Origin of the sequence: Streptomyces sp. NPDC053750 (assembly GCF_044544295.1) — a bacterium.
Taxonomy (GTDB): Bacteria; Actinomycetota; Actinomycetes; order Streptomycetales; family Streptomycetaceae; genus Streptomyces.
Map to the genome: position 1 here is coordinate 35,944 of NZ_JBITXB010000022.1, position 18,705 is coordinate 54,648.

Consider the following 18,705-nt stretch of genomic DNA (forward strand, 5'->3'; position numbering starts at 1 on the left):
GCCGCCTTCGCTCAGCCCTCGTCGGTCAGATGCGTGGACCGAGGAACAGGCCACCGCTCGCGTCGAGGATCTGCCCGGTGACCCAGCGGGCGGCATCGGAGGCGAGGAAGGCGACCACATCGGCTACATCGTCGGGCGCGCCCAGCCGGTTGAGTGCTGTCATGCCGGTTATCTGTTCGGTGAGGCCCGGCACGTCGAAGACGGCTGCGTTAGTCGCTGTCCTGGTGGCCCCAGGAGCGACCGCGTTCACCGTTATCCCCCGAGGACCGAGTTGGTTGGCGAGGGTTTTGGTCATCGTCTCGATCGCGCCCTTCGTCATGGCGAAGGATGTCTGGGACGAGTTGGCCATCCGGGTTGCCACTGACGAGACCGAGATGATCCGGGCGCCCTCGCGCAACAGAGGCAGTGCACGCTCGATGATGAAGTACGGTGCTCGCACGTTCACCGCGAACAAGTGGTCGAACTCCGCCCGGGTGGTCACGCCGAGCGCGCCGGCCGGTGCGGCCGCTGCGTTGTTGACGACGATGTCGAGCGGCCGACCGTCCAAGCCGGCCTCCACGCCGGCGAAGAGGGTCTCGACGTCGCCGTCCACGCCCAGTTCGGCTCGGACGGCAAAGCCGGTCCCACCGGCGCGTTCCATCGCGTCGAGCACTGCCGCAGCCCCGCTCTCATCCGAGCCGAAGTGCACGATGACCGTGGCTCCTTCGGCCGCCAGCCGAGCCGCGATTGCCTGCCCGATGCCGCGCGAAGCACCCGTCACCAGAGCCGTTCTGCCCATCAGATCACCCACGCCTTCACCCCATTTCGTTAGCCACTAACATGATGGTAGTGTCTAACACATGAGTGAGCGGCAACCAAACCTGCGGGAACGACGGCGCTCCGAGACGCGGCGCCTGGTCCAGGCGCACGCGGTGCGGCTGTTCACCGACCACGGCTACGACGCGGTGACGGTGGCCGACGTGGCCGGGGCTGCCGGCGTCTCGTCAATGACCGTGTACCGACACTTTCCCACCAAGGAGGACCTCGTCCTCATTGACCAGCCCGCCCAGCTCATCGCCGAGCACGTTGCCGCGTCGTCAGCAACGCAACCTCTGGTGCGCCGCATCGGCAGCGCCCTCGTCGACGCGGCCACCGCCTCGACCGGCGGCAACGGGGACGAACAGGCGGCGAACGAACGGTTCCTGCTGGACTGCCTCCGGCTCATGGTCTCAACGCCCGCGCTGCGGGCCCGGCATCTGGACAGCCAGTACGCGCTACAACAGGCCATCGTCGAAGCTCTCGGGAAGGATGCGACCGATCCCGACGCCGCGTTCCGCGCCCAAGCCGCTACCAGCGCCTGCCTGGCCGCGATGCACACGGCGCTGACGCGCTGGGTCGAAGACGACGGACGCACCAGACTGCCCGACCTGATCGCACGGGCACTCACCGCCTCCTTCGGTGATGACGCCGTCGCCACCCACCGGAAGGACTGAAGCGCCCGGATCGGGCGCTGTCACCTCCCTTGACCATCGAACACAGCGCGGTGTCAGTGCCTCCCGAAGTGCTGAACAATCGCTGTCGACACTCGTGAACAAAGCCATGCGCCGACCGCGCGTTGGCACGCCGGGCCTTGCGGTCGGGGCGGTGATGTCGCCGGCCGCGTCCACGCCGTCGCCCGCCACCTCCTCGTCGATGCCGTACAGGTCCTCAATGCGGGCGCTGCGTTCGTCCAGGCGCGCCTGGAGGTGGCAGACCACGCCCAGCGCGAAGGCGTCTGCGTCCGGGGCAACCGGCACTTCAGGAACACGCCGCCGACGCGGAGGTGGGTTGCCCAGCTCTCCCACTGCCAGGAGCAGGCAGGCGCCGCGGGGAGAAGCACGTCGTCAAGACCGCCCGGCTGGGGTCAGTCGGAGGCGGGGACCTGGTCGCAGGTGAGCGTGCGGGATTCCTCGAGCCCTGCGAGGATCCAGGCGCGGTCGTGGGCGATCTGCTTTTCGTCTGTGCTCCAGATGTCAGGGCTGCTTGCGTGTCCGGGGATGGCAATGAGGGCGTGGTCACCTGGCCGAAGGCGGGGCGAGACGTCGTGGTCCATCAGGAAGGTGATCCGAGCAGGGCCCGTGCGGGGCTTGTGTTGCGGACCGTCGTCTGCGGGACCAGGGTCGTGTCGCCGCCCGCGTGCCAGGGGCGGCCCAGGTAGAAGGAGTCGCTCGAGACATCGCCGTTGACCGTGGAGTTGGCGATGAGGAGGCCCTTCCGGTCGGCGGCCGTGCTGGGGGCGGTGATGTAACCGGCGGAGGAGCCGTCCCAGCGCTTGCGCAGGGTGATGACGGAGCGGTCGATCACGGCTGTGGCGCGGCCGAAGATGAAGTCGACGTTGCCGAGGACGTAGGAGTTGGAGACGTAGACGCGGCCGAGCTTGTCCCTGGCGGCCGTGTCGAGGAGCAGGCTGTCATGGTCGCCGGTGACGAAGACGCCGTCGAGGAAGACCTTGTCCGCGGCGGTGCGCAGGGCGACGGCCTGGTGGCTCGCCCTGACCAGCGGCAACCGGCACGACGTCACCCAGCTCCTGCCACTGCTCGACGCCGTCCCGCCGATACGGGGTCTGCGGGGGCGTCCCCGCCGCAAGCCCCGGCGCCTGCATGCCGACCGGGGCTACGACTTCGACAAGTACCGCCGCCTGCTGTGGAAGCGCGGCATCAAGCCGTTGATCGCGCGCCGCGGCGTCGCTCACGGTTCCGGACTGGGCACGGTGCGCTGGGTGGTCGAGCGCGCCTTCGCCTGGCTGTACCAGTTCAAACGGCTCCGCACCCGCTACGAACGACGCGCCGATCTTCATCAGGGCCTGCTCGAACCGGCTTGCAGCCTGATGTGCCTGCGCCGCCTGCGCACCTCATCCTGACGCGATCAGTTGGCTACGCTGAACCAGCCTGGTCGTACCTCGGTCAGAAGCGGTTGCAGGGATCGCACCGCGGTCCGCAGGTCCTGATCCGTGACGTCAAAAGGCTCGGGCAGGCTCAGCCCGTACCAGTGCAGCCGCCAGAGGTCGAAGATTTGGCTCCCGTCGACCGCGAAGTCCACATCGATCTCGGTGCCGTTGCCGTTGGCGAAGCGGCACCCGGCCCCGTGAACCGTGTATGCGTAGGTGCCGACCTGCCCACTCCGGCTGATACGGCGCGAACGGACCAGGCCGAGAACGTCTGCGAGTCGCTCAAGCGAGGGGATCGCTGCCTTCATGGCCTCGTCGACTGCGTTCAGAGCGTCGACGTAACCGCGTACGAGGTCCCGCCCAGCCCCAACCCGTTCCACACGGCGTCACCCCCCCTGAGCCCGTGACTGAGGGGATTGTTCCATGGGCCGCCAACGTCTCCGCAGGACGGCATTCTGAAAGGATCAGTTACTCACCCTCCGATGCGCACTGATCCACTGGCGACGGCTGAACTCCCAACAGGAGTAGTTCCAAGCACAGGCACCTCAGGTTGGCTTGCGCCACACGGAGATGTGCTTCGCGGAGTCCTGGGTGAACGGAGCCTCGTCCCAGTCCGCGACCCGACGTTCCAGCTCGAGCCCGGCGATCCGTGCCATCAGGTCGAGCTCTGCCGGCCAGGCGTACCGGTGCCGGGAGTTCTCGCGGCGGTAGCGGCCGTCGTCGCCGTCGCGGGTGAGGTGGTGCGAGACGAGAATCTGCTCGACCAGGTCGAAGGTGTCGAAGCCGAGATGCCGCTCGGAGACATCGAACGGCACCGCGACCTGGCCGGGCGGCAGGAACCGCAGCGGCGGCACACCCAGCTCGATGACGAATCGGCCGCCGGGCTCAAGATGCCGTGCGGCGTTGCGGAAGCACTCGACCTGCTCGTCCTGTGTGAGCAGGTTCGTGATGGTGTTGTAGACGAGATAGACGAGAGTGAACTCACCGGGAACGACGGTGGTGGCCATGTCCCCGATGACTACCGGGAGCGTCTCCTCGTCGATCTTGCGCCGCAGTACCGCTGCCATGTGCTCGGACAGTTCGATGCCCACTACTGGCACGCCGCGTTCCCGGAGCGGGACTCCCACGCGTCCGGTTCCGATGGCGAACTCCAGTGCCCGGCCGTCTCCGGCGAGCTCGGCGAGAAAGGCGAGAGTCGGTCCGAGAACGGCAGCCGAGGACGCTTCGGTCTCCTCGGCGTCGTAGCGGTCGGCGGTCGCACGGGTCCACAGTTCACTGCTCGTCACGGACAGCCACTTTGCCGGGTGCCGAGGGGCGCTGTCGACGGATTTGTTCTCCGCGGCGCAGCCGCGTGCACCGCCAACGACTCGTCGTCGCCTTCCCACGGCTTCGGCCGCACCACCCCTCACCCCGGATCATGAAATCGGCCAGTGTGATCCGTGGATCCCGCCGGCCGACATCCCCTCTGCCTTCTGTTGTCACGTCACGGCAGCTGGACCTCGCGGCCCCGCCACCGCCGCCGCAGCCAGCGGTCGTGGCTGGCGACCACGATCGCGCCGGGCCCGGTGCCCAGCGCCTCCTCCAGTTCGTCGCACAGGCGGGGCGACAGATGGTTCGTGGGCTCGTCGAGGAGCAGCAGTTGGGGTGGGCGGGCCACCAGCAGCGCCAGCGCCAGCCGCCGGCGTTGCCCCACGGACAGCTGGCCGACCGGCTTGGCCAGGTCCGCCTCGTGCATCAGGCCGAGCGAGCCGAGCGGTACCTTCTCCGCCCGCGCGGGGCCCAGCGACGACTCGTAGGTGTCGCGGACCGTACGCTCGGGCCGGTCGAACACGGTGTCCTGGGTGAGCAGCCCCACCGACAGCCGGCGCCGCCTGCTCACCTCGCCCTCGGCGACCCGCAGACGCCCGGCGAGCACGGCGAGCAGCGTCGACTTGCCCGCTCCGTTGCCGCCCGTGACGAGCAGCCGGTCGGTCGCCGACACCTCGAGGTCCTTCAGCGCGAGCCGCTTCGGCACCCGTACGTCCTTCATGGCCACCAGCGGATGCGGACCCTCCTCCGCCCGTGCCGCCAGGTCCCCGGCGGCGAACCGCAGGGGATGCGGCGGCTCGGGGACCTGGCTGCGCTCCAGCTCCTCCAGCCGCCGGGTGGCGTTGCGCACCCGGCGGGAGATCTGGTTCTGCACCCGACCGGCCCGGTGGCCGTAGCCCATCTTCTCGTTGTCGGTACGGCCCCGGTCCGGGGCGACCCGGTGCGCGCTCACGCCCGCCGACTCGCGCAGTGCGTCCAGCTCCTGCTGTTCCTCGGTGTAGCGCCGTTGCCAGCGTTCCCGCTCGGCACGCTTCTCTGACAGGTAGGAGCTGTAGTTGCCGCCGTAGCGGACCGGGCCGTCCACCGCCGGGTCGAGGTCGATCACGTCGGTGCAGACGGCGTCGAGGAACGCCCGGTCGTGGCTGGCGACCACCGCGGTCCCGGGCAGGGAGCGGACCTGTTCCTCCAGGAAGGCGGCGGCGCCGTCGTCGAGGTGGTTGGTCGGCTCGTCGAGCAGGATCGCCGAGGGCCGGCGTACGAGCAGCGCGGCCAGGGCCAGGCGTCCACGCTGGCCACCGGAGAGCGAGCCGAGCGTACGGTCGTGCCCGACGGCGGCGAGACCCAGACCGTCCAGGACCAGGGCGGCGCGGCGGTCGGCGTCCCAGTACTCCCGGTCCTGGGCCTGTTCCAGACGCTTGCCGTAGGTGTCGAGGAGTTCCTGGTGGCCGGGGTCGTCCTCGGGAACGCGGGCGAGTTCCTCACCCAGCCGGTCCAGTTCCGCGAGTTCCTCGCGGGCCTCGCGGAGCGCCTCGTCCAGCACGGCGGCGATGGTCGAGGCCGCGTCGAACGGCATTTCCTGGTGCAGGAAGCCGAGGTCGCCGGGGCGGGTGACGCTGCCCGCGTCGGGTTCGTCCACGCCGGCCAGCACTCGCAGCAGGGTGGACTTTCCGACGCCGTTCTCGCCGATCAGCCCGATGCGGTGGCCGGGGGACGCGGTGAGGGACACGCCGTCGAGGACGGGTCGGCCGCCCAGGAAGCGGACGAGGTCGTGGGCGAGCAGGGCAGGTGGGGTCATGGGTGTCCGTCCGATGGGGTCGGTGGTCGGCCCGCCGGGCACGGGAGCCTCGGAGCGGGCCACATCACACACCGGCGGATCACACCGTGTGGGCTCCCGTCGCCGTGAGCTTCCCGTCGGCCAGCCGCAGCCACCGGCTGATCCCGACCTCGGCGAGGAACCGTTCATCGTGGCTGACCACCAGGAAGGCGCCCTGGTAGGAGTTGAGCGCACTCTCCAACTGGCCCGTACTGACCAGGTCCAGGTTGTTGGTCGGCTCGTCGAGCAGGAGCAGGTGCGGGGCGGGTTCGGCGCACAGGACGCAGGCGAGGGTGGCGCGCAGTCGCTCGCCGCCTGAGAGCACTCCGACCGGCAGGTGTGCCCGCGGGCCCCGGAAGAGGAAGCGGGCGAGCAGGTTCATGCGCTCGGCCTCGGGCCGTTCCGGGGCGTACTGGGCGAAGTTCTCCGCCACGGTTCGGTCCAGGTCCAGCAGGTCCAGGCGCTGCGAGAGGTAGGCGATGCGGCCGTCGTTGCGCTTGATCTCCCCGCTCTCCGGCGTGAGGTCGCCGGTGACAAGGCGCATCAGGGTGGTCTTTCCCGCACCGTTGGGGCCGGTCAGCGCGATGCGTTCCGGACCGCGGATCGTCAGGTCGACGCCGTTCGCGGCGAACACGTCCTGGTCGCCGAGACGCACTTGCATGTCCTCGCCGAGGAACAGGTTACGGCCGGCGGGCACCTGGGTGTCGGGCAGTTCCAGGGTGAGGCGCTGCTCCTCGCGCAGGGCGCGCCCGGCCTCGTCGAGGCGGGCCTTGGCCTCGCTGACCCGGGTGGCGTGCATCTGCCCGGCCCGGCCGGCGGACTCCTGCGCGCCCCGCTTCATGTTGCCGGCGAAGATGCGGGGCAGACCGGCGTTCTTGAGGTTCTTGGCGGCGTTGCTCGCGCGGCGCTCGGCGCGTTCGCGGGCCTGCTGCATCTCCCGCTTCTCCCGCTTCAGCTCCTGTTCGGCGTTGCGGACGTTCTTCTCGGCGACCTCCTGCTCGGCGCGTACGGCCTCCTGGTACTCGGTGAAGTTGCCTCCGTACATGCGCAGCTCGTCACTGCCGAGTTCGGCGATGCGTTCCATCCGGTCGAGCAGGGCGCGGTCGTGGCTGACCAGGAGCAGGCAGCCGTTGAAGTCCGACAGGACGTCGTACAGCTTGTGCCGGGCCTCGGGGTCGAGGTTGTTGGTGGGTTCGTCGAGCAGGAGGACGTCGGGGCGCTTGAGCAGCTGGGCCGCGAGGCCGAGGGAGACGATCTGGCCGCCGCTGAGCGTGCTCAGGCTGCGGTCCAGGGTGAGGTCGGCCAGGCCCAGTCGGTCGAGCTGGGCTCGGGTGCGATCCTCGATGTCCCAGTCGTCGCCGATGGTGGTGAAGTGCGTTTCGTCGACGTCGCCGGACTCCACGGCGTCCAGGGCGCGGATCACGTCGGCGATGCCGAGCACCTCGGCGACCGTGAGGTTCCCGGTCAGGGGCAGGCTCTGCGGGAGGTAGCCGAGCGTGCCGCTGACGGACACCGATCCGGTGGCGGGTCCCAGTTCACCGGCGATCAGTTTGAGCAGGGTGGACTTGCCGGACCCGTTGGGGGCGACCATGCCCGTACGGCCGGGGGTCACGGAGAAGGACAGGTCGTGGAAGACCGGGGTGTCGTCGGGCCAGGCGAAGGAGAGGTTCGAGCAGACGATGGCGACGTCGGACATGTGAGGACCTCGGAGGTACTGAGGGCAGAGCTTGGTCCTCTGCCTCTGGGCAGACGTGGGAAAAGTGGTACGACGAAACGGACCACCTCGGCTGCAGCACCCGCTGGCGCCGGCCGGTGGCCGTCAGATCCGGATCTCACCCGGAAATGTCGTCTTCACCCACCACGTCTGTGACTCCTCGGTTGACGGCAAATGTCGCTTCGCAGGATAACACTCGCCTCGGGCGGCCGACTTCAAGCCGAGGGAACGATGCCGGGTCGCCGGTCGGGTCGGGCCGCGGGCCGGGGTGGTCGTGGTCGGCGCCGTAGACCCGGCGGCGTAGCAGCTACTCGCCATCACGGTCCATCCGTTCAGACTGGCAGCCGCCATTGACAGCCGAGGTGTGGTCGCGCCACCTGCGGAAGCGGGAGAGCCAGGTTCCGCCGGCCTTCTGCTCGTGCACGGCCAGCCTGGCCCTGCTCCGCTTGCCTGTCCAGGACGGTCTTCTTTGACCCCGCTGCGACGGCTTCATCTGGCTCCGGTAGGAACGGTGTGAATCGGCCCCACCTGGCTCCCAGGAGGGGCCTGTCGATCCCGGTGTCGGTGGCGGCACCTACCTTTTGCACATGACTGATCAGCAATGGGCGGGCATGCGTCAACGGGTCGAGGCCTTGGGGGCATCCCCCGCGAGCAACGAGGTGTTCGGGGCCTTGGGGCACAACTGGGTTCTGGAGCAGCCGCTCAGCCACACCGAGCTCGCAGAGCTCGAGGCGCAGATGAAGGTGCGGCTGCCAGAGGAATTCCGGACCTTCCTCCTGTGTGTCGGCGCGGGTGGCGCCGGTCCCGCGTATGGCGTGTTCCCGGTGCGGCGAGTGCAAGGCCGCTGGCGGTGGGAGGGTGATGGCGCCGAGCTGGCAGATCTGTCCCGGCTTGCCGAGCCGTTTCCCGAGCAGGGGCCGGACCCGAAGCTACTGGAGGAACTGGCCGCCCAGTGCCCCAAGGAAGAGGACTTCGACGAAGTCGAAGAGTTCGACGACGCCATCGAGGCGTGGGACGAACGCTGGGACGCCGTCATGTTCAACCCCGATCGCACCGTCGGTGCCATCGTCATCTCCCACCGCGGCTGCGCCCTGCGTGACTGGCTGGTGATCAGCGGCGCGCATCAAGGCACGATGTGGACCGACGATCGTGCGGACGAGGCCGACCTGGCCCCACTTCGGAGCGACGACGGGACTCCAGTGACCTTCGCTCGCTGGTACACCGACTGGCTGCGTCACGCCGAGCTCACAGCGCTGGAAGCAGCCTAGCTAGCTAGTAGTGCTTCGTTATCGAACGTGCAATCGATCGACGCGCCTTGCCCGGCGCCGCGTCGCGGCGAAGACCGAACTGTGTGTTCAGGCGGGCTGACGGAGTGCGCTGACCAGTGCACGCGGGTCGTCGGCATGGAAGCGGATGGTGTGGGCCTCTTCCGTTGCGCCAAGCGGGCGGGTGAAGGGAAGTGGCCGGTTCAGCTCCAGGGTCACCGAGGTCTGGCTGCCAACGATCAGGTCGAGGACCCCGTCCTCGGACAGGGTGATAAGGCCACCCTCGGGATAGCGACGGTCGACCCGGACCGAGGCGACCGCGTCCGGCGGTACGGCGAGGTCGAAGAGGGCTCCGTAGCGGATCCGCAGAGAACCGTCGGGGCGCACGACGTGCGGCCGGGTGACGCAGGCGGCGTGCAGTGCCAGTACGAGGACGACGCCGTACAGGTCGAGTACCAGGATCACCCGGTGGACCACGGGCCAAGGGATGAGGAAGGCCAGGCCCACCGTCTCGATCACCATCACGAAGAGCAGCCCGTACATCATCGCGGTCTGGGGCCCGGTGTACGCGGCAGCGAGGTCCCCTGGGCGCACCCCGTGCGTGCCGCGCCGGACCCACCGCCCCAGGGAGGCGAGGGCGCGCAGCTCGTGGAGGACCAGGCGGCGGACCGGCGCCGGCACCGCCTCCCGTACGGCAGCCCGCAGCGCTGCCCGGCGGTCCGCGCCGCGGGCGCGTGCGGCGACGTACAGAGAGCGCAGCACCCAGGCTTCCAGCAGCAGCACTGCGAGCACCAGCACCTCGGCGCCCGCCAGCGCCCACCCGGGCGGCCGGACCCCGGCCACGAGGCAGGCCGCCAGTGCCAGTTCCCCCGGCAGTACGGCGGCTACCGCGACCCGCGCCGCCCGTACGCCCCTTGCCCGGCCGCTCATCCCCGGCCCTTTCCACGAGAGCCTCCATGAGCCGGCCCACGACTTCCGCCTGCGCTGGGGTGTACTCGGCGAGCAGCGCCTCCTTGAATCCGGTCACGACCACCCCGTCCTCGGGGATCGCGGCGAACAGTTCCTCGGGGACGGCTGCCATCAGGTCAGCTGCCAGGGGTGCGATGCGCGGATCGTCGGTGGGGGCTTCGGCGAGCCCGTCCAGGCGCTCATACAGTTCGACAACCGCGGGATCGGCGACCAGCGTCCCGAGCAGCCCGAACATCTCTTGGTTACCGCTGCTGGTGGCGTCCAGCAGCATAAGGTAGTCACGGTCCTTGGCCGCGCTCGGCGAGTCCGTTCGGGGGGCCTGCGCCAGCAGTGCGGCGAGGGCGGGTGAGACGGGCCCGGTCGCGCCGGGCGGCTCGGCGAGCAGGGCGCCGAGCCGGCAGCGGCGCTCCCTGATGTCGGCTTCCTGGCGGGCCAGGTCGGCGTCGAGTTCTTCCAATATCTCGGTCAGTTCGCGCCCGGCGTCGTCGGCGAGGGCGTCGCGCACTTCGTCGAGGCTGAGGCCGAGTTCGGTGAGCCGGCGCACCCGGGCGAGCAGGACGGCGTCGCGGACGCTGTAGGCCCGGTAGCCGTTGGGGCGCCGCTCCGGTTCCGGAAGCAGCCCGATGTGGTGGTAATGCCGGATCGCCCGGGTGGTGACCCCCACGAGCGCGGCGATCTCTCCGATTCGCATGCCGCCAGTAGAAACCCTGCCGTTGCGTCAAGGTCAAGGGGCGAAAGCATCGTCGGGCGCAAAACGGGTCAGGCGCGTCTCCATACAGGAGTGGTACGGCCTCGCCAGCGCACGTATCTGGCCAGAGTCTGCTCCCGCTGTGCCTCGTCGTCCTCGTCGAATTCCACTGTGTCGGGGTCGCGAAGCGGGCGTAGGGCGCCGCCAGCCGGGGTGGCCCCCCGACGCCCGTGGTTGAAGGCCTACGTCGGCACCTCGCCCGTCACCGGGGTGTTCACGAGTGTCTCTGACCGGGCAACACAGACCCGCGGTTGAAGATCGCTTCCCAGTAGACCAACGATCGTTTCCCGCTGATGGGGCGGCCACTCGATATGGAGTGGAGCCAGGGTGGCGACGCAAGGCAGAGTGGGGCGGTGAGTGAACTGTGGGCACATACCCTGACGTGGGCAGATGTGGATCCGGCTCGACATCCGTTCGAGATGAACGACGATGCAGCGGAGGAGTTGGCGAGCCTTGTCGCGCCCTTGCTGCCCAGCGTTGAAGTCGCTCGCAAGGATGGTTGGCGATCGCTGGATCCCGTCACCGGGTTTCTGAGGGGCCAGTACGGCCGAGGGGCCTGCGGATGGAACTGGTCGGTTGGCGAGGGCGACGTCGACGGAGGCGTCGTTGAGGCGTGGTGCTGTTCATCGGACTCTGTGACGACCTCGGATGCGACAGCCTCACTGGTTGCTGAGGCCCTTCGGGAATGGCGTGGCTGGCTGGAGGACCTGGCGGAACGGTTCGCGGATCTGGCTCCGCCGGGGAACACCCCGGTGGCTTCGACGGACCGCTGGTACTGGGAGCGAGCATGCACCCGCCTGGTCACCGTGGTGGCCGACCGTACCCAGGCCGAGAGCGGCTGGTACGGGCACTGCATACAAGTCCTCCAATGGTTCCTCGCGTACAACGGTATCGACGAGGGCCAGGCCCAGGAGATCGTCAAGAACGCGGTCGGCGGCCGGTTCGGCAGTTGGATCGCACCCGACGTTCCGGTGGTCGATGCCGTGAGCTCGCGGTTCGCCAGCGGCGTGGGCGGAATCAGATGACTGCCGGGCCCGGCCGGCCGAAGGACAGCCTCGCCGACTGGCTGCTCATCCGGACGGAGATCTCCTGGCCATCCTGGCACGGCTCGCCCACTCTCTCTGCAACACCGGCCCGCGACGGCTTCCGGGACTTCTTCATGGCAACGCGGGGCGGACGTGACAGCCAGGGAACCGCGCGGTTCCTGACCGCCCTCGCCGTGGCCTTCGCCGACGCCGAACAGGGCCGGCCGTTGACTTTCGCCCTCATGGCGAAGTGGCAGCGGGATCTTCTGGGCCACGACCGGGTCGATTTCCGCGCGCTGCCGGCCTTCGCGAAGGGCGGACGGGAGCGCTACGATCTTGCACCCGACACGCAGGCGCTGTTCGAGCACTGTCTGTCGGAAAGCTCTCAACCTGATCTGCCCCTGCCCTCACGCGCTGCCCGGGCCTACCTCGACATCCTCTTCTTCCATCCGTTCGAGGACGGCAACGCCCGCGCGGCCATGCTGGCGTTGGCCTTCGTCCTGGCACGTGAAGGCGTCCTCCTCGACCAGGTTCACCCACTGCAGACCACCCGCTGGGCCGACGACGCAGAGGGCGCAGCCGATCTGGCGGTGCTGCTCGGAATCCTGATCAGCGCTGCGGAGCGGCGTCAGGCCCACGGGAGGCTGTCATGAACGAACTCGACGTCCTGCTCAACGAGTCGGCCCTGACAGAGGCCACTGACAGCACCCGCACAGTCCAAGAGATGCAGACGAGCCGACTGGCATCGCCGTCACCATCCGGCTGATCGTGCTGAAGGACGACGCTCAACTGCTGCACGGCAGAGCGTGCTGGAGGTCTTCCACCGTCTCGGCACAACCGGCGAGGGGATCGAGCGGTACCGGATGGTCGCGCTGGATGTCCCACCGGATGCGGGATTGCCGCGCATCCGGAAGCTCCTGGAACACGGCGAAGGCCAGGGATGGTGACACCTGGGAGGAAGCATGCGTAACCGCCGCCCGGAGATCCACGGCCACGGACTGAACAGCTGCGCACGGTGCGGCAAGGGTCGCCGAGCCTCTGTCAGCGGGCCGTGGCTACGCTCTGGGTCGACTCGGCGGCCTCCCCGCCTTGCCAGCCATCACGGAGTGGCCGATGTGGGAGGGGCACGGACACAAGGGCTTGCTCACGCTTTCGATCGGGCGAGCGTGCTCCAGCCGTTTTCCAGGAGATCGAAGGCCCGGGTGACGACCTGGCGGGGGTTGTCACGGGTGTAGGCCGCGCGGGGGGCTTCGAGGGCGAAGTGCGCCAGGACGGTGCAGGCGGGGTCGTCCGCGGCGAGGCCGCTCTCCTCGGCGATGGCCTGGGCGAGTGCGGTGGTGTGGCGCAGCCACATGTTCTGGGCGTAGTCGCGCAGCGCGGGCGTGCCGGCCACCAGGTTGGTGAAGGCGGTGAAGCGAGCGTCGCCGTCGGCGGAGGCCAGTCGGGTGGTCAGGGCGTGTTCGCGCAGCGCGGCGGGGATGGACTGGCCCTCGGGCCGCTCGCGGACAACGGCGAGCAGGCTGGCCTCCTGGTCGGCCTCCTCGTCGAAGACGAGGGCTTCCTTGACCGGGAAGTGCTTGAACAGCGTGGTGGTGGACACATCTGCGGCGTCCGCGATCTCGCGGACGCCGACCGCGTCGTATCCGCGCTGCAAAAACAGGCGCAGTGCGGCGTCGGCGATGGCCTGTCGGGTGGCGGCCTTCTTGCGCTCGCGGCGCCCCGTCGGCGCAGGAGAGGCATCTGCCGCAGAGCCGGTCGTCGTGCTGGACATGACGACACCCTACCTCTTCGATTAACCAACTCCAAAAGTTGAACCGTTGCACTTATTTAGTTGATGTGCTTTTGTTGAGCGGCGGCTGCGCGGCACCGCCCGGCGCCCCCTCTCCCCCTCGACGAGACCCCGCCGTCCCTCCGGCTCAGCGGCCACGACAGACACCCCACTTCCCCACAGACGAACGGAGCACCTCATGCCCATCACCACCTCACCCCGCATCGCCATCATCGGCGCCGGCCCCGGCGGCCTGACCTGCGCCCGCATCCTGCAGCGGCACGGCGTCACCGCCGCCGTCTACGACCGCGACGCCGGCCTTCAGGCCCGCGACCAGGGCGGCACCCTCGACCTGCACGCCGACAACGGCCAAATCGCCCTGCACGAAGCCGGCCTCCTGGAGCAGTTCTTCCAACTGGCCCGCCCCGAGGGGCAGGAGATGCGTCAGGTGGACCCCGCCGGCACGATCCTCTTCCACCACGTCCCCGAGCAGGACGAGAGGTTCAAGCCGGAAATCGACCGCGGCCAGCTGCGCGGCCTCCTGCTCAACTCGCTTCAGCCCGGCACCGTGCGCTGGGACCACACCCTCCGGACCATCAGCGGCCCCGAAGAAGGCCCTCGGCAGTTGCACTTCACGAACGGCACCATCATCGAATGCGACCTCGTCATTGGCGCCGACGGCGCATGGTCCAAGGTCCGCCGCGCCGTCTCCCAGGCCACGCCCCAGTACAGCGGTGTGAGCTTCCTGGAAGCCTGGTTCCACGACGTCTCGACCCGCCACCCCGACATCGCCGAGCTCGTCGGCCAGGGCAGTGCCGCCGCGGCGGACGGCGACCGCGGCCTGTTCGCCCAGCGCAACAGCGGCGACCACATCCGCGTCTACCTCATCCAGCGTGTCCCGGCCGACTGGATCACCGCGAGCGGCCTCACACCCCAGGACACCAGCGGCATCCGCGCTCACCTCGTGGAACGGTACCGCGACTGGTCACCCCGCCTGCGTCAGCTGATCACCGACAACGACGGCTTCTACGTCGACCGCCCGATCTTCGCCCTGCCCGTCCCCCACACCTGGGAGCACAACCCCACGGTGGCCCTGCTCGGCGACGCCGCCCATCTCATGCCCCCGCTGGGCGTCGGCGTCAACCTCGCCATGCTGGACGCCTGCGAGCTAGCCCTCGCCATCGCACGCCACCCCACCATCGACCAAGCCATCCAGGCCTACGAGAAGACCATGCTCCCCCGCTCCACGGAGACGGCCCAGCTCCTCGACGGCGCCGCCGACCACCTGCTGTCCACCGAGCTGCCCGACTTCGCCACCGCTGACAACCATTGAGCCTCGGCTCCGGAAAGGGCCCGCGGAATGCAGGCAAGGCCGCGCGCCCGTACGCGGGGGAGCAACACACAGAGACGGGTGGCGCCGGTGCGGGCGACGTCCTCGGCGAGCCCGTCCGGGAGGGAGCCGAGGGCCCACACCACACGGTCGAGGGCGGCGATGCTGATGGGACCGTGGCGGTACTCCATCGCCGGGTAGCTCTCGGTCCACGCCCCGGCGACCTCACGCATCTTGAGCGCCGCCTCGTCGGCGAGTCCGCACGTCCATCCGCTGCCGAGGAAGGTGAACTGCTCGGCTGCCACCACGGCGGTGTCGAGAGGGTCGGCCAGGGCGCTGTGGGCGTCCGCCACGACCGGCGCGAGGTCCTCACCGAGGTGGGTGCGCAGCAGGGCGAGCGCCGTCGTGGCGAACCGGGTCTGCACCACCGAGCGCTCGTCGGCGAAGGGGAGCGCGAGGACGTGGTCGACGCTGCCGACGACGGGGGGTGGTGTCGTCCGCTGTGATCACGCCGGTGACGGTGGTGCCGCGCAGCCGCCCCAGAAGATCGAGAACCTCGGTGGTGGTGCCCGACCGGGTCAGCGCCAGCACACGGTCGTAGCGGCGGCCGGCCGGGAACTGCGACGCGGCGAAGGCGTCGGTGCGGCCGTGTCCGGAGCCTTCGCGCAGAGCGGCGTACGACTGGGCCATGAACCACGAGGTGCCGCAGCCGACGACGGCGACCTCCTCGCCCGGGGCCGGGAGCGCGGCCTTGCCGGCACCGGCCGCTATGGCCGTGACCCGCGACCAGCACGACGGCTGGTCGTCAATCTCTATACGCGCGGCCCGGACGTGCCGCTCTCTCCCGTTCGGGCCGCGGCCTGATGCGGCGATGGCCTCACGCTCCGGCCAGGTCCAGGTACAGGACCGGTGGACTCGTCCTGTTCTCGCGGGAGTCGAGGACGACCGCGAGTCCCGGGGCGGCCTCGGCCAGGGCGAGGCAGACCGGCTGCCGAGCGCGGGCCCGGGCGGCGACGTGGCGAGTCACGTCGAAGGGGAGCGTGGACTTCGTCGTGGTGGCGGTGGCGGAGGCCAGGGCGGTGCCGAGTGCGGGTCGGGTGTTCCAGGTGAGGCCGGACTCGCTCCATGAGGTGTCGGCCGCCGCGTACGCGCTGAGGGTGGCGCTGGTGCCGCCGCTGTCGGAGACGAAGCCGCGGATCGAGAGAGTGGCGGCGGTGACCGTCCCGAAGACGCAGGTGGTGTCGAAGGTCAGATACGCCTGCCTGGTGAAGCCGCTGCCGTTGGCGTTCTTGACGACGAGGGTCGTGGCCGTGCCGTGGTTCGTGTCGGCGTAGGAGCCGTCGCGGACGTAGGTGTCGGCCGTGGGTGTGAGGGTCGCGGAGGTCACCTTGAACGTGGCCTCGCGGGTGGCTCCGGCCGCGCCGGAGACGTCGACCGTGAGGGTGATGGTGGGCGAGGACCGGGTGACCGTGATGCCGGAGTCCGCGCTCACCAGCGTTCCGCCGTAGACCAGTTGCACAGTGACGGTCGAGGCTGTCCGGTTGGGATCGGAGACGCCGATGACCAGTTGGTTGCCCTTCCTCCGCATGATGACGGAGCAGGGCGCGCTGACGGTGATCCCGCCGACCGACCCGGCACTGAAGAAGTTCGCGGCGGTCAGCCCGAGCGAGTTGTCGCGGGCGGCCTGGACGGAGGCGGTGTTGGCCAGCACGGTGACGGTGGGCGAGGCGGCGCGGGCCGCTGTCCGCGCGGCACTGAATCCGGGCAGCAGGACGTAGGCGTAGGACTCGCCCGACGGGGCGGTGCCGTGGGACAGGCACAGAGAGGCGTACCGCCGGGTGATGGTGTCGATGGTGCCGCCCGCATTGATGTCGCGCCAGGCTCCCGTGCGGGCCGTGCGGGCAGCCTGGACGGTGGCTCCGCCCGGGAACAGGTAGCCGCCGACGTCCTTCAGGTGCGCCCAGCCGGAGACGTCGAGGGTGTCCGACCAGCCGATGCTGGCCGACTGCGCGGTGCCGTCGACGGTGAGGGTGTTGGTGCCGTCGGCACCAAGGTTGCGGTTCTCCACGACCGTGACGACCTCGGCCCCGCTGCCGCCGGTGATGCCCGCGCCCAGGCAAGCCACGGAGTCGCCCAGGCAGAACCACGACTTCTTGGCGGTGAGCGTCGAGCCGTACTGGCGGAAGTCCATGCCGACGCTGCCGTACCTGCCGGCCAGGCTCGCTCCGCCCACCCAGGTCGCGGCCGGCCGGGTGCCGGTCCCGGCGGAGTCGGCGAGGGCGAGGGTGTCGACGGTGGTGCCCGGCAGCCGGTGGGGGTCCACGGTGGGCCAGTAACCGTCGGTGTAGTGGCCGAGGTCGGAGGCGAGATAGAGGTATCCCATGCCGTCGCCGGTGTGCCAGCCGTGCAGGTTCTCGCCGTTCATCGCCTCGTAGCGGGCGATGCGCGCGGAGGACATGGCGAGGGCGAACGCCCAGCCGTCACCACGGTGCACGGCCCGGTCCATGGACGGGAACTGGACGTGCCCGACGGGCTCGGCGGCCGCGGTGAGGGAGGAGTCGTCGAGCACCAGCCGCGCCAGCGCGATGCCCGCGACGCCCGCGGTCCTGGTGAAGGGGGCGTACGCGTCGCCGCGGATGATCCAGCCCTTGGCGAGGCTTCTGAACCGGGTGGCCCGGGCCGTGGTCGGGGCGGAGATCGCGGCGCGCAGCACGGCCTGGGCGATGAGGTTTCCGTCGTAGAAGTCCGTCTCGGCGGAGCGGCTGACGGCCCGGCCCCGGACGGCGTCCATGCACAGGCCGTTCCATACCCAGGGGGCGAAGGCGCCGTCGACGGAGTCGTGGATGTGCGCGGCGGCCGGGTCGGTGATGTCCCAGTCGGATCCGTCCAGGAGCTGGAAGAGCAGGGTGAGACCGCGCAGCAGGACCATGCCGTAGGTGCCGGTGTAGGGGATGTCGGTGTGCTGGACGAAGGAGCCGTCGGCGTACAGGCCGTCGCCCGTGGTGACGTAGGGGAAGACGTCGGACAGTGCGGCGGCGGCCGTCGTCAGGCGCTCGCCGCTCTTGCCGAGGATGCCGCGTACCGTGACCACCTGGCACAGGTCGACCCGGTTGGCGCCGGTCGAAGTGGTGCGGGCGGGGCCGTACCTGTTGAGGGTGGGGTCGGGGACGAAGTGGTCGATCGCCGCCGTGTAGTCGGCCAGTTGGCTGGTGGTCAGCAGCGGGTGGACGAGTGTGGCCGCGTTGGTCAGGGCTACCGGTGAGCCGATCTCCCACTCCCACCAGTTGCCCGACTCCGTCGCGTCGGCGTTGTAGACCTGCGTGTGGAGGAAGTCCAGGCCTGCTACGACGGCGGCGCCGAGCGTGCTGTTGGCGTACAGGGCGCGGCCGCTACCGTCGGTGGCCGCCGTGCCCGGGGTGGCGTAGGCGGTGGCCATGGTCGCCAGCTGCTTGTAACTGGCCGTCATGTTGGCCGGGACGGACAGGGTCAGGCCGGGCCAGAGGGAGTTCGCCGAGGCATTCGCAGAGAGGGAGTTCCACAGGCCGGTGGCGGTCGTGGACAGGGCGGACAGAGCGGTGGCATACCCCGTGTCGGACGGGTCTATGTCTCCGCCCGTCAGGATGTCTGCCCAGGTGGCGCGGAGGGTGTCGTAGGCGTCGTCGGCCGCGGCCGCCGAGGTGGCGCCCGAGAGCAGTTGGGCGGCGCCGGTGAGCGGGGCGAGCGTCAGCGCGGCAGCGGTCAGGAATCTGCGGCGGCCGAGCCGCCGGGTGGTGAACTCGTGCACGGGGTCTCCTCGGGAGTGCGGTGCGATGACTGTGTGATCGGACAGCGGGCGGAGCTCGGTGCAGGGTGGAACAGGT

14 protein-coding genes and 4 pseudogenes are annotated in these 18,705 nt (G+C 69.8%); 7 read left to right on the forward strand and 11 right to left on the reverse strand.

The annotated features are described in order from the left end of the window. Positions 1-25 precede the first annotated feature (25 nt). On the reverse strand, positions 26-790 hold the full coding sequence (locus tag ACIGO6_RS36515; protein ID WP_399884143.1) for an SDR family NAD(P)-dependent oxidoreductase: 765 nt from the start codon (positions 788-790) through the stop codon (positions 26-28). Positions 791-839: 49 nt separating this feature from the next. On the opposite strand from ACIGO6_RS36515, the gene ACIGO6_RS36520 reads away from it, so the two are divergent. Beyond that, a complete protein-coding gene (locus ACIGO6_RS36520) occupies positions 840-1,472 on the forward strand; it encodes a TetR/AcrR family transcriptional regulator (RefSeq protein ID WP_399884145.1) in 633 nt (210 codons plus the stop codon). A gap of 604 nt (positions 1,473-2,076) precedes the next feature. Here the strand turns inward: ACIGO6_RS36520 and ACIGO6_RS36525 are convergent. Further along, positions 2,077-2,505: pseudogene (locus ACIGO6_RS36525) on the reverse strand (pectinesterase family protein); the annotation flags it as partial. A gap of 4 nt (positions 2,506-2,509) precedes the next feature. Here ACIGO6_RS36525 and ACIGO6_RS36530 point away from each other — a divergent pair. Further along, a pseudogene (locus tag ACIGO6_RS36530) lies at positions 2,510-2,878 on the forward strand (transposase); the annotation flags it as partial. A gap of 5 nt (positions 2,879-2,883) precedes the next feature. Here the strand turns inward: ACIGO6_RS36530 and ACIGO6_RS36535 are convergent. The 4 genes from ACIGO6_RS36535 to abc-f all read right to left on the reverse strand — a co-directional run bounded on the left by ACIGO6_RS36535 (position 2,884) and on the right by abc-f (position 7,722). After that, complete coding sequence (locus ACIGO6_RS36535; protein WP_399884147.1) at positions 2,884-3,285, reverse strand: DUF6896 domain-containing protein; 402 nt, start codon at positions 3,283-3,285, stop codon at positions 2,884-2,886. A gap of 165 nt (positions 3,286-3,450) precedes the next feature. Further along, positions 3,451-4,191: a class I SAM-dependent DNA methyltransferase gene (locus ACIGO6_RS36540; protein ID WP_399884149.1), complete on the reverse strand. Its 741-nt coding sequence runs from the start codon at positions 4,189-4,191 to the stop codon at positions 3,451-3,453. A gap of 197 nt (positions 4,192-4,388) precedes the next feature. After that, positions 4,389-6,008 carry an ABC-F family ATP-binding cassette domain-containing protein gene (locus tag ACIGO6_RS36545; RefSeq protein WP_399884151.1) on the reverse strand — a complete coding sequence of 540 codons (1,620 nt, stop codon included), beginning with the start codon at positions 6,006-6,008 and terminating at the stop codon, positions 4,389-4,391. 79 nt (positions 6,009-6,087) lie between these two features. Next, positions 6,088-7,722 carry a ribosomal protection-like ABC-F family protein gene (gene abc-f, locus ACIGO6_RS36550; protein WP_399884153.1) on the reverse strand — a complete coding sequence of 545 codons (1,635 nt, stop codon included), beginning with the start codon at positions 7,720-7,722 and terminating at the stop codon, positions 6,088-6,090. Between the two features lie 605 nt (positions 7,723-8,327). Between abc-f and ACIGO6_RS36555 the strand changes: the two genes are divergently transcribed. Beyond that, positions 8,328-9,008 carry an SMI1/KNR4 family protein gene (locus ACIGO6_RS36555; RefSeq protein WP_399884155.1) on the forward strand — a complete coding sequence of 227 codons (681 nt, stop codon included), beginning with the start codon at positions 8,328-8,330 and terminating at the stop codon, positions 9,006-9,008. Between the two features lie 87 nt (positions 9,009-9,095). Here ACIGO6_RS36555 and ACIGO6_RS36560 read toward each other — a convergent pair whose 3' ends face one another. Both ACIGO6_RS36560 and ACIGO6_RS36565 read right to left on the reverse strand, forming a co-directional pair. Beyond that, positions 9,096-9,935 carry a hypothetical protein gene (locus ACIGO6_RS36560; RefSeq protein WP_399884157.1) on the reverse strand — a complete coding sequence of 280 codons (840 nt, stop codon included), beginning with the start codon at positions 9,933-9,935 and terminating at the stop codon, positions 9,096-9,098. Positions 9,936-9,942: 7 nt separating this feature from the next. After that, a pseudogene (locus ACIGO6_RS36565) lies at positions 9,943-10,665 on the reverse strand (MerR family transcriptional regulator); the annotation flags it as partial. 410 nt (positions 10,666-11,075) lie between these two features. On the opposite strand from ACIGO6_RS36565, the gene ACIGO6_RS36570 reads away from it, so the two are divergent. The 3 genes from ACIGO6_RS36570 to ACIGO6_RS36580 all read left to right on the forward strand — a co-directional run bounded on the left by ACIGO6_RS36570 (position 11,076) and on the right by ACIGO6_RS36580 (position 12,694). Then, positions 11,076-11,747, forward strand: coding sequence for a hypothetical protein (locus ACIGO6_RS36570; protein WP_399884159.1), 672 nt, complete (start codon positions 11,076-11,078; stop codon positions 11,745-11,747). Beyond that, positions 11,744-12,400, forward strand: coding sequence for a Fic family protein (locus tag ACIGO6_RS36575; RefSeq protein ID WP_399884161.1), 657 nt, complete (start codon positions 11,744-11,746; stop codon positions 12,398-12,400). Before ACIGO6_RS36570 ends, ACIGO6_RS36575 begins: the two co-directional genes overlap by 4 nt. 153 nt (positions 12,401-12,553) lie before the next feature. Beyond that, positions 12,554-12,694, forward strand: a complete 141-nt coding sequence (locus ACIGO6_RS36580; RefSeq protein ID WP_399884163.1) for a DUF4265 domain-containing protein — start codon at positions 12,554-12,556, stop codon at positions 12,692-12,694. A 197-nt stretch (positions 12,695-12,891) separates the two neighbouring features. Here ACIGO6_RS36580 and ACIGO6_RS36585 read toward each other — a convergent pair whose 3' ends face one another. Continuing rightward, positions 12,892-13,518, reverse strand: a complete 627-nt coding sequence (locus tag ACIGO6_RS36585) for a TetR/AcrR family transcriptional regulator (protein ID WP_399884165.1) — start codon at positions 13,516-13,518, stop codon at positions 12,892-12,894. Between the two features lie 196 nt (positions 13,519-13,714). Between ACIGO6_RS36585 and ACIGO6_RS36590 the strand changes: the two genes are divergently transcribed. Then, positions 13,715-14,848 carry an FAD-dependent oxidoreductase gene (locus ACIGO6_RS36590; protein ID WP_399884167.1) on the forward strand — a complete coding sequence of 378 codons (1,134 nt, stop codon included), beginning with the start codon at positions 13,715-13,717 and terminating at the stop codon, positions 14,846-14,848. On the opposite strand, the pseudogene ACIGO6_RS36595 reads toward ACIGO6_RS36590, so the two are convergent. Beyond that, positions 14,734-15,661 (reverse strand): annotated as a pseudogene (locus ACIGO6_RS36595) (SIS domain-containing protein). The gene ACIGO6_RS36590 and the pseudogene ACIGO6_RS36595 overlap by 115 nt on opposite strands. Before the next feature lie 61 nt (positions 15,662-15,722). Further along, positions 15,723-18,629 (reverse strand): polysaccharide lyase family 8 super-sandwich domain-containing protein, encoded by a 2,907-nt coding sequence (locus ACIGO6_RS36600; protein ID WP_399884169.1) that lies wholly within the window; start codon positions 18,627-18,629, stop codon positions 15,723-15,725. Between the last annotated feature and the right edge of the window lie 76 nt (positions 18,630-18,705).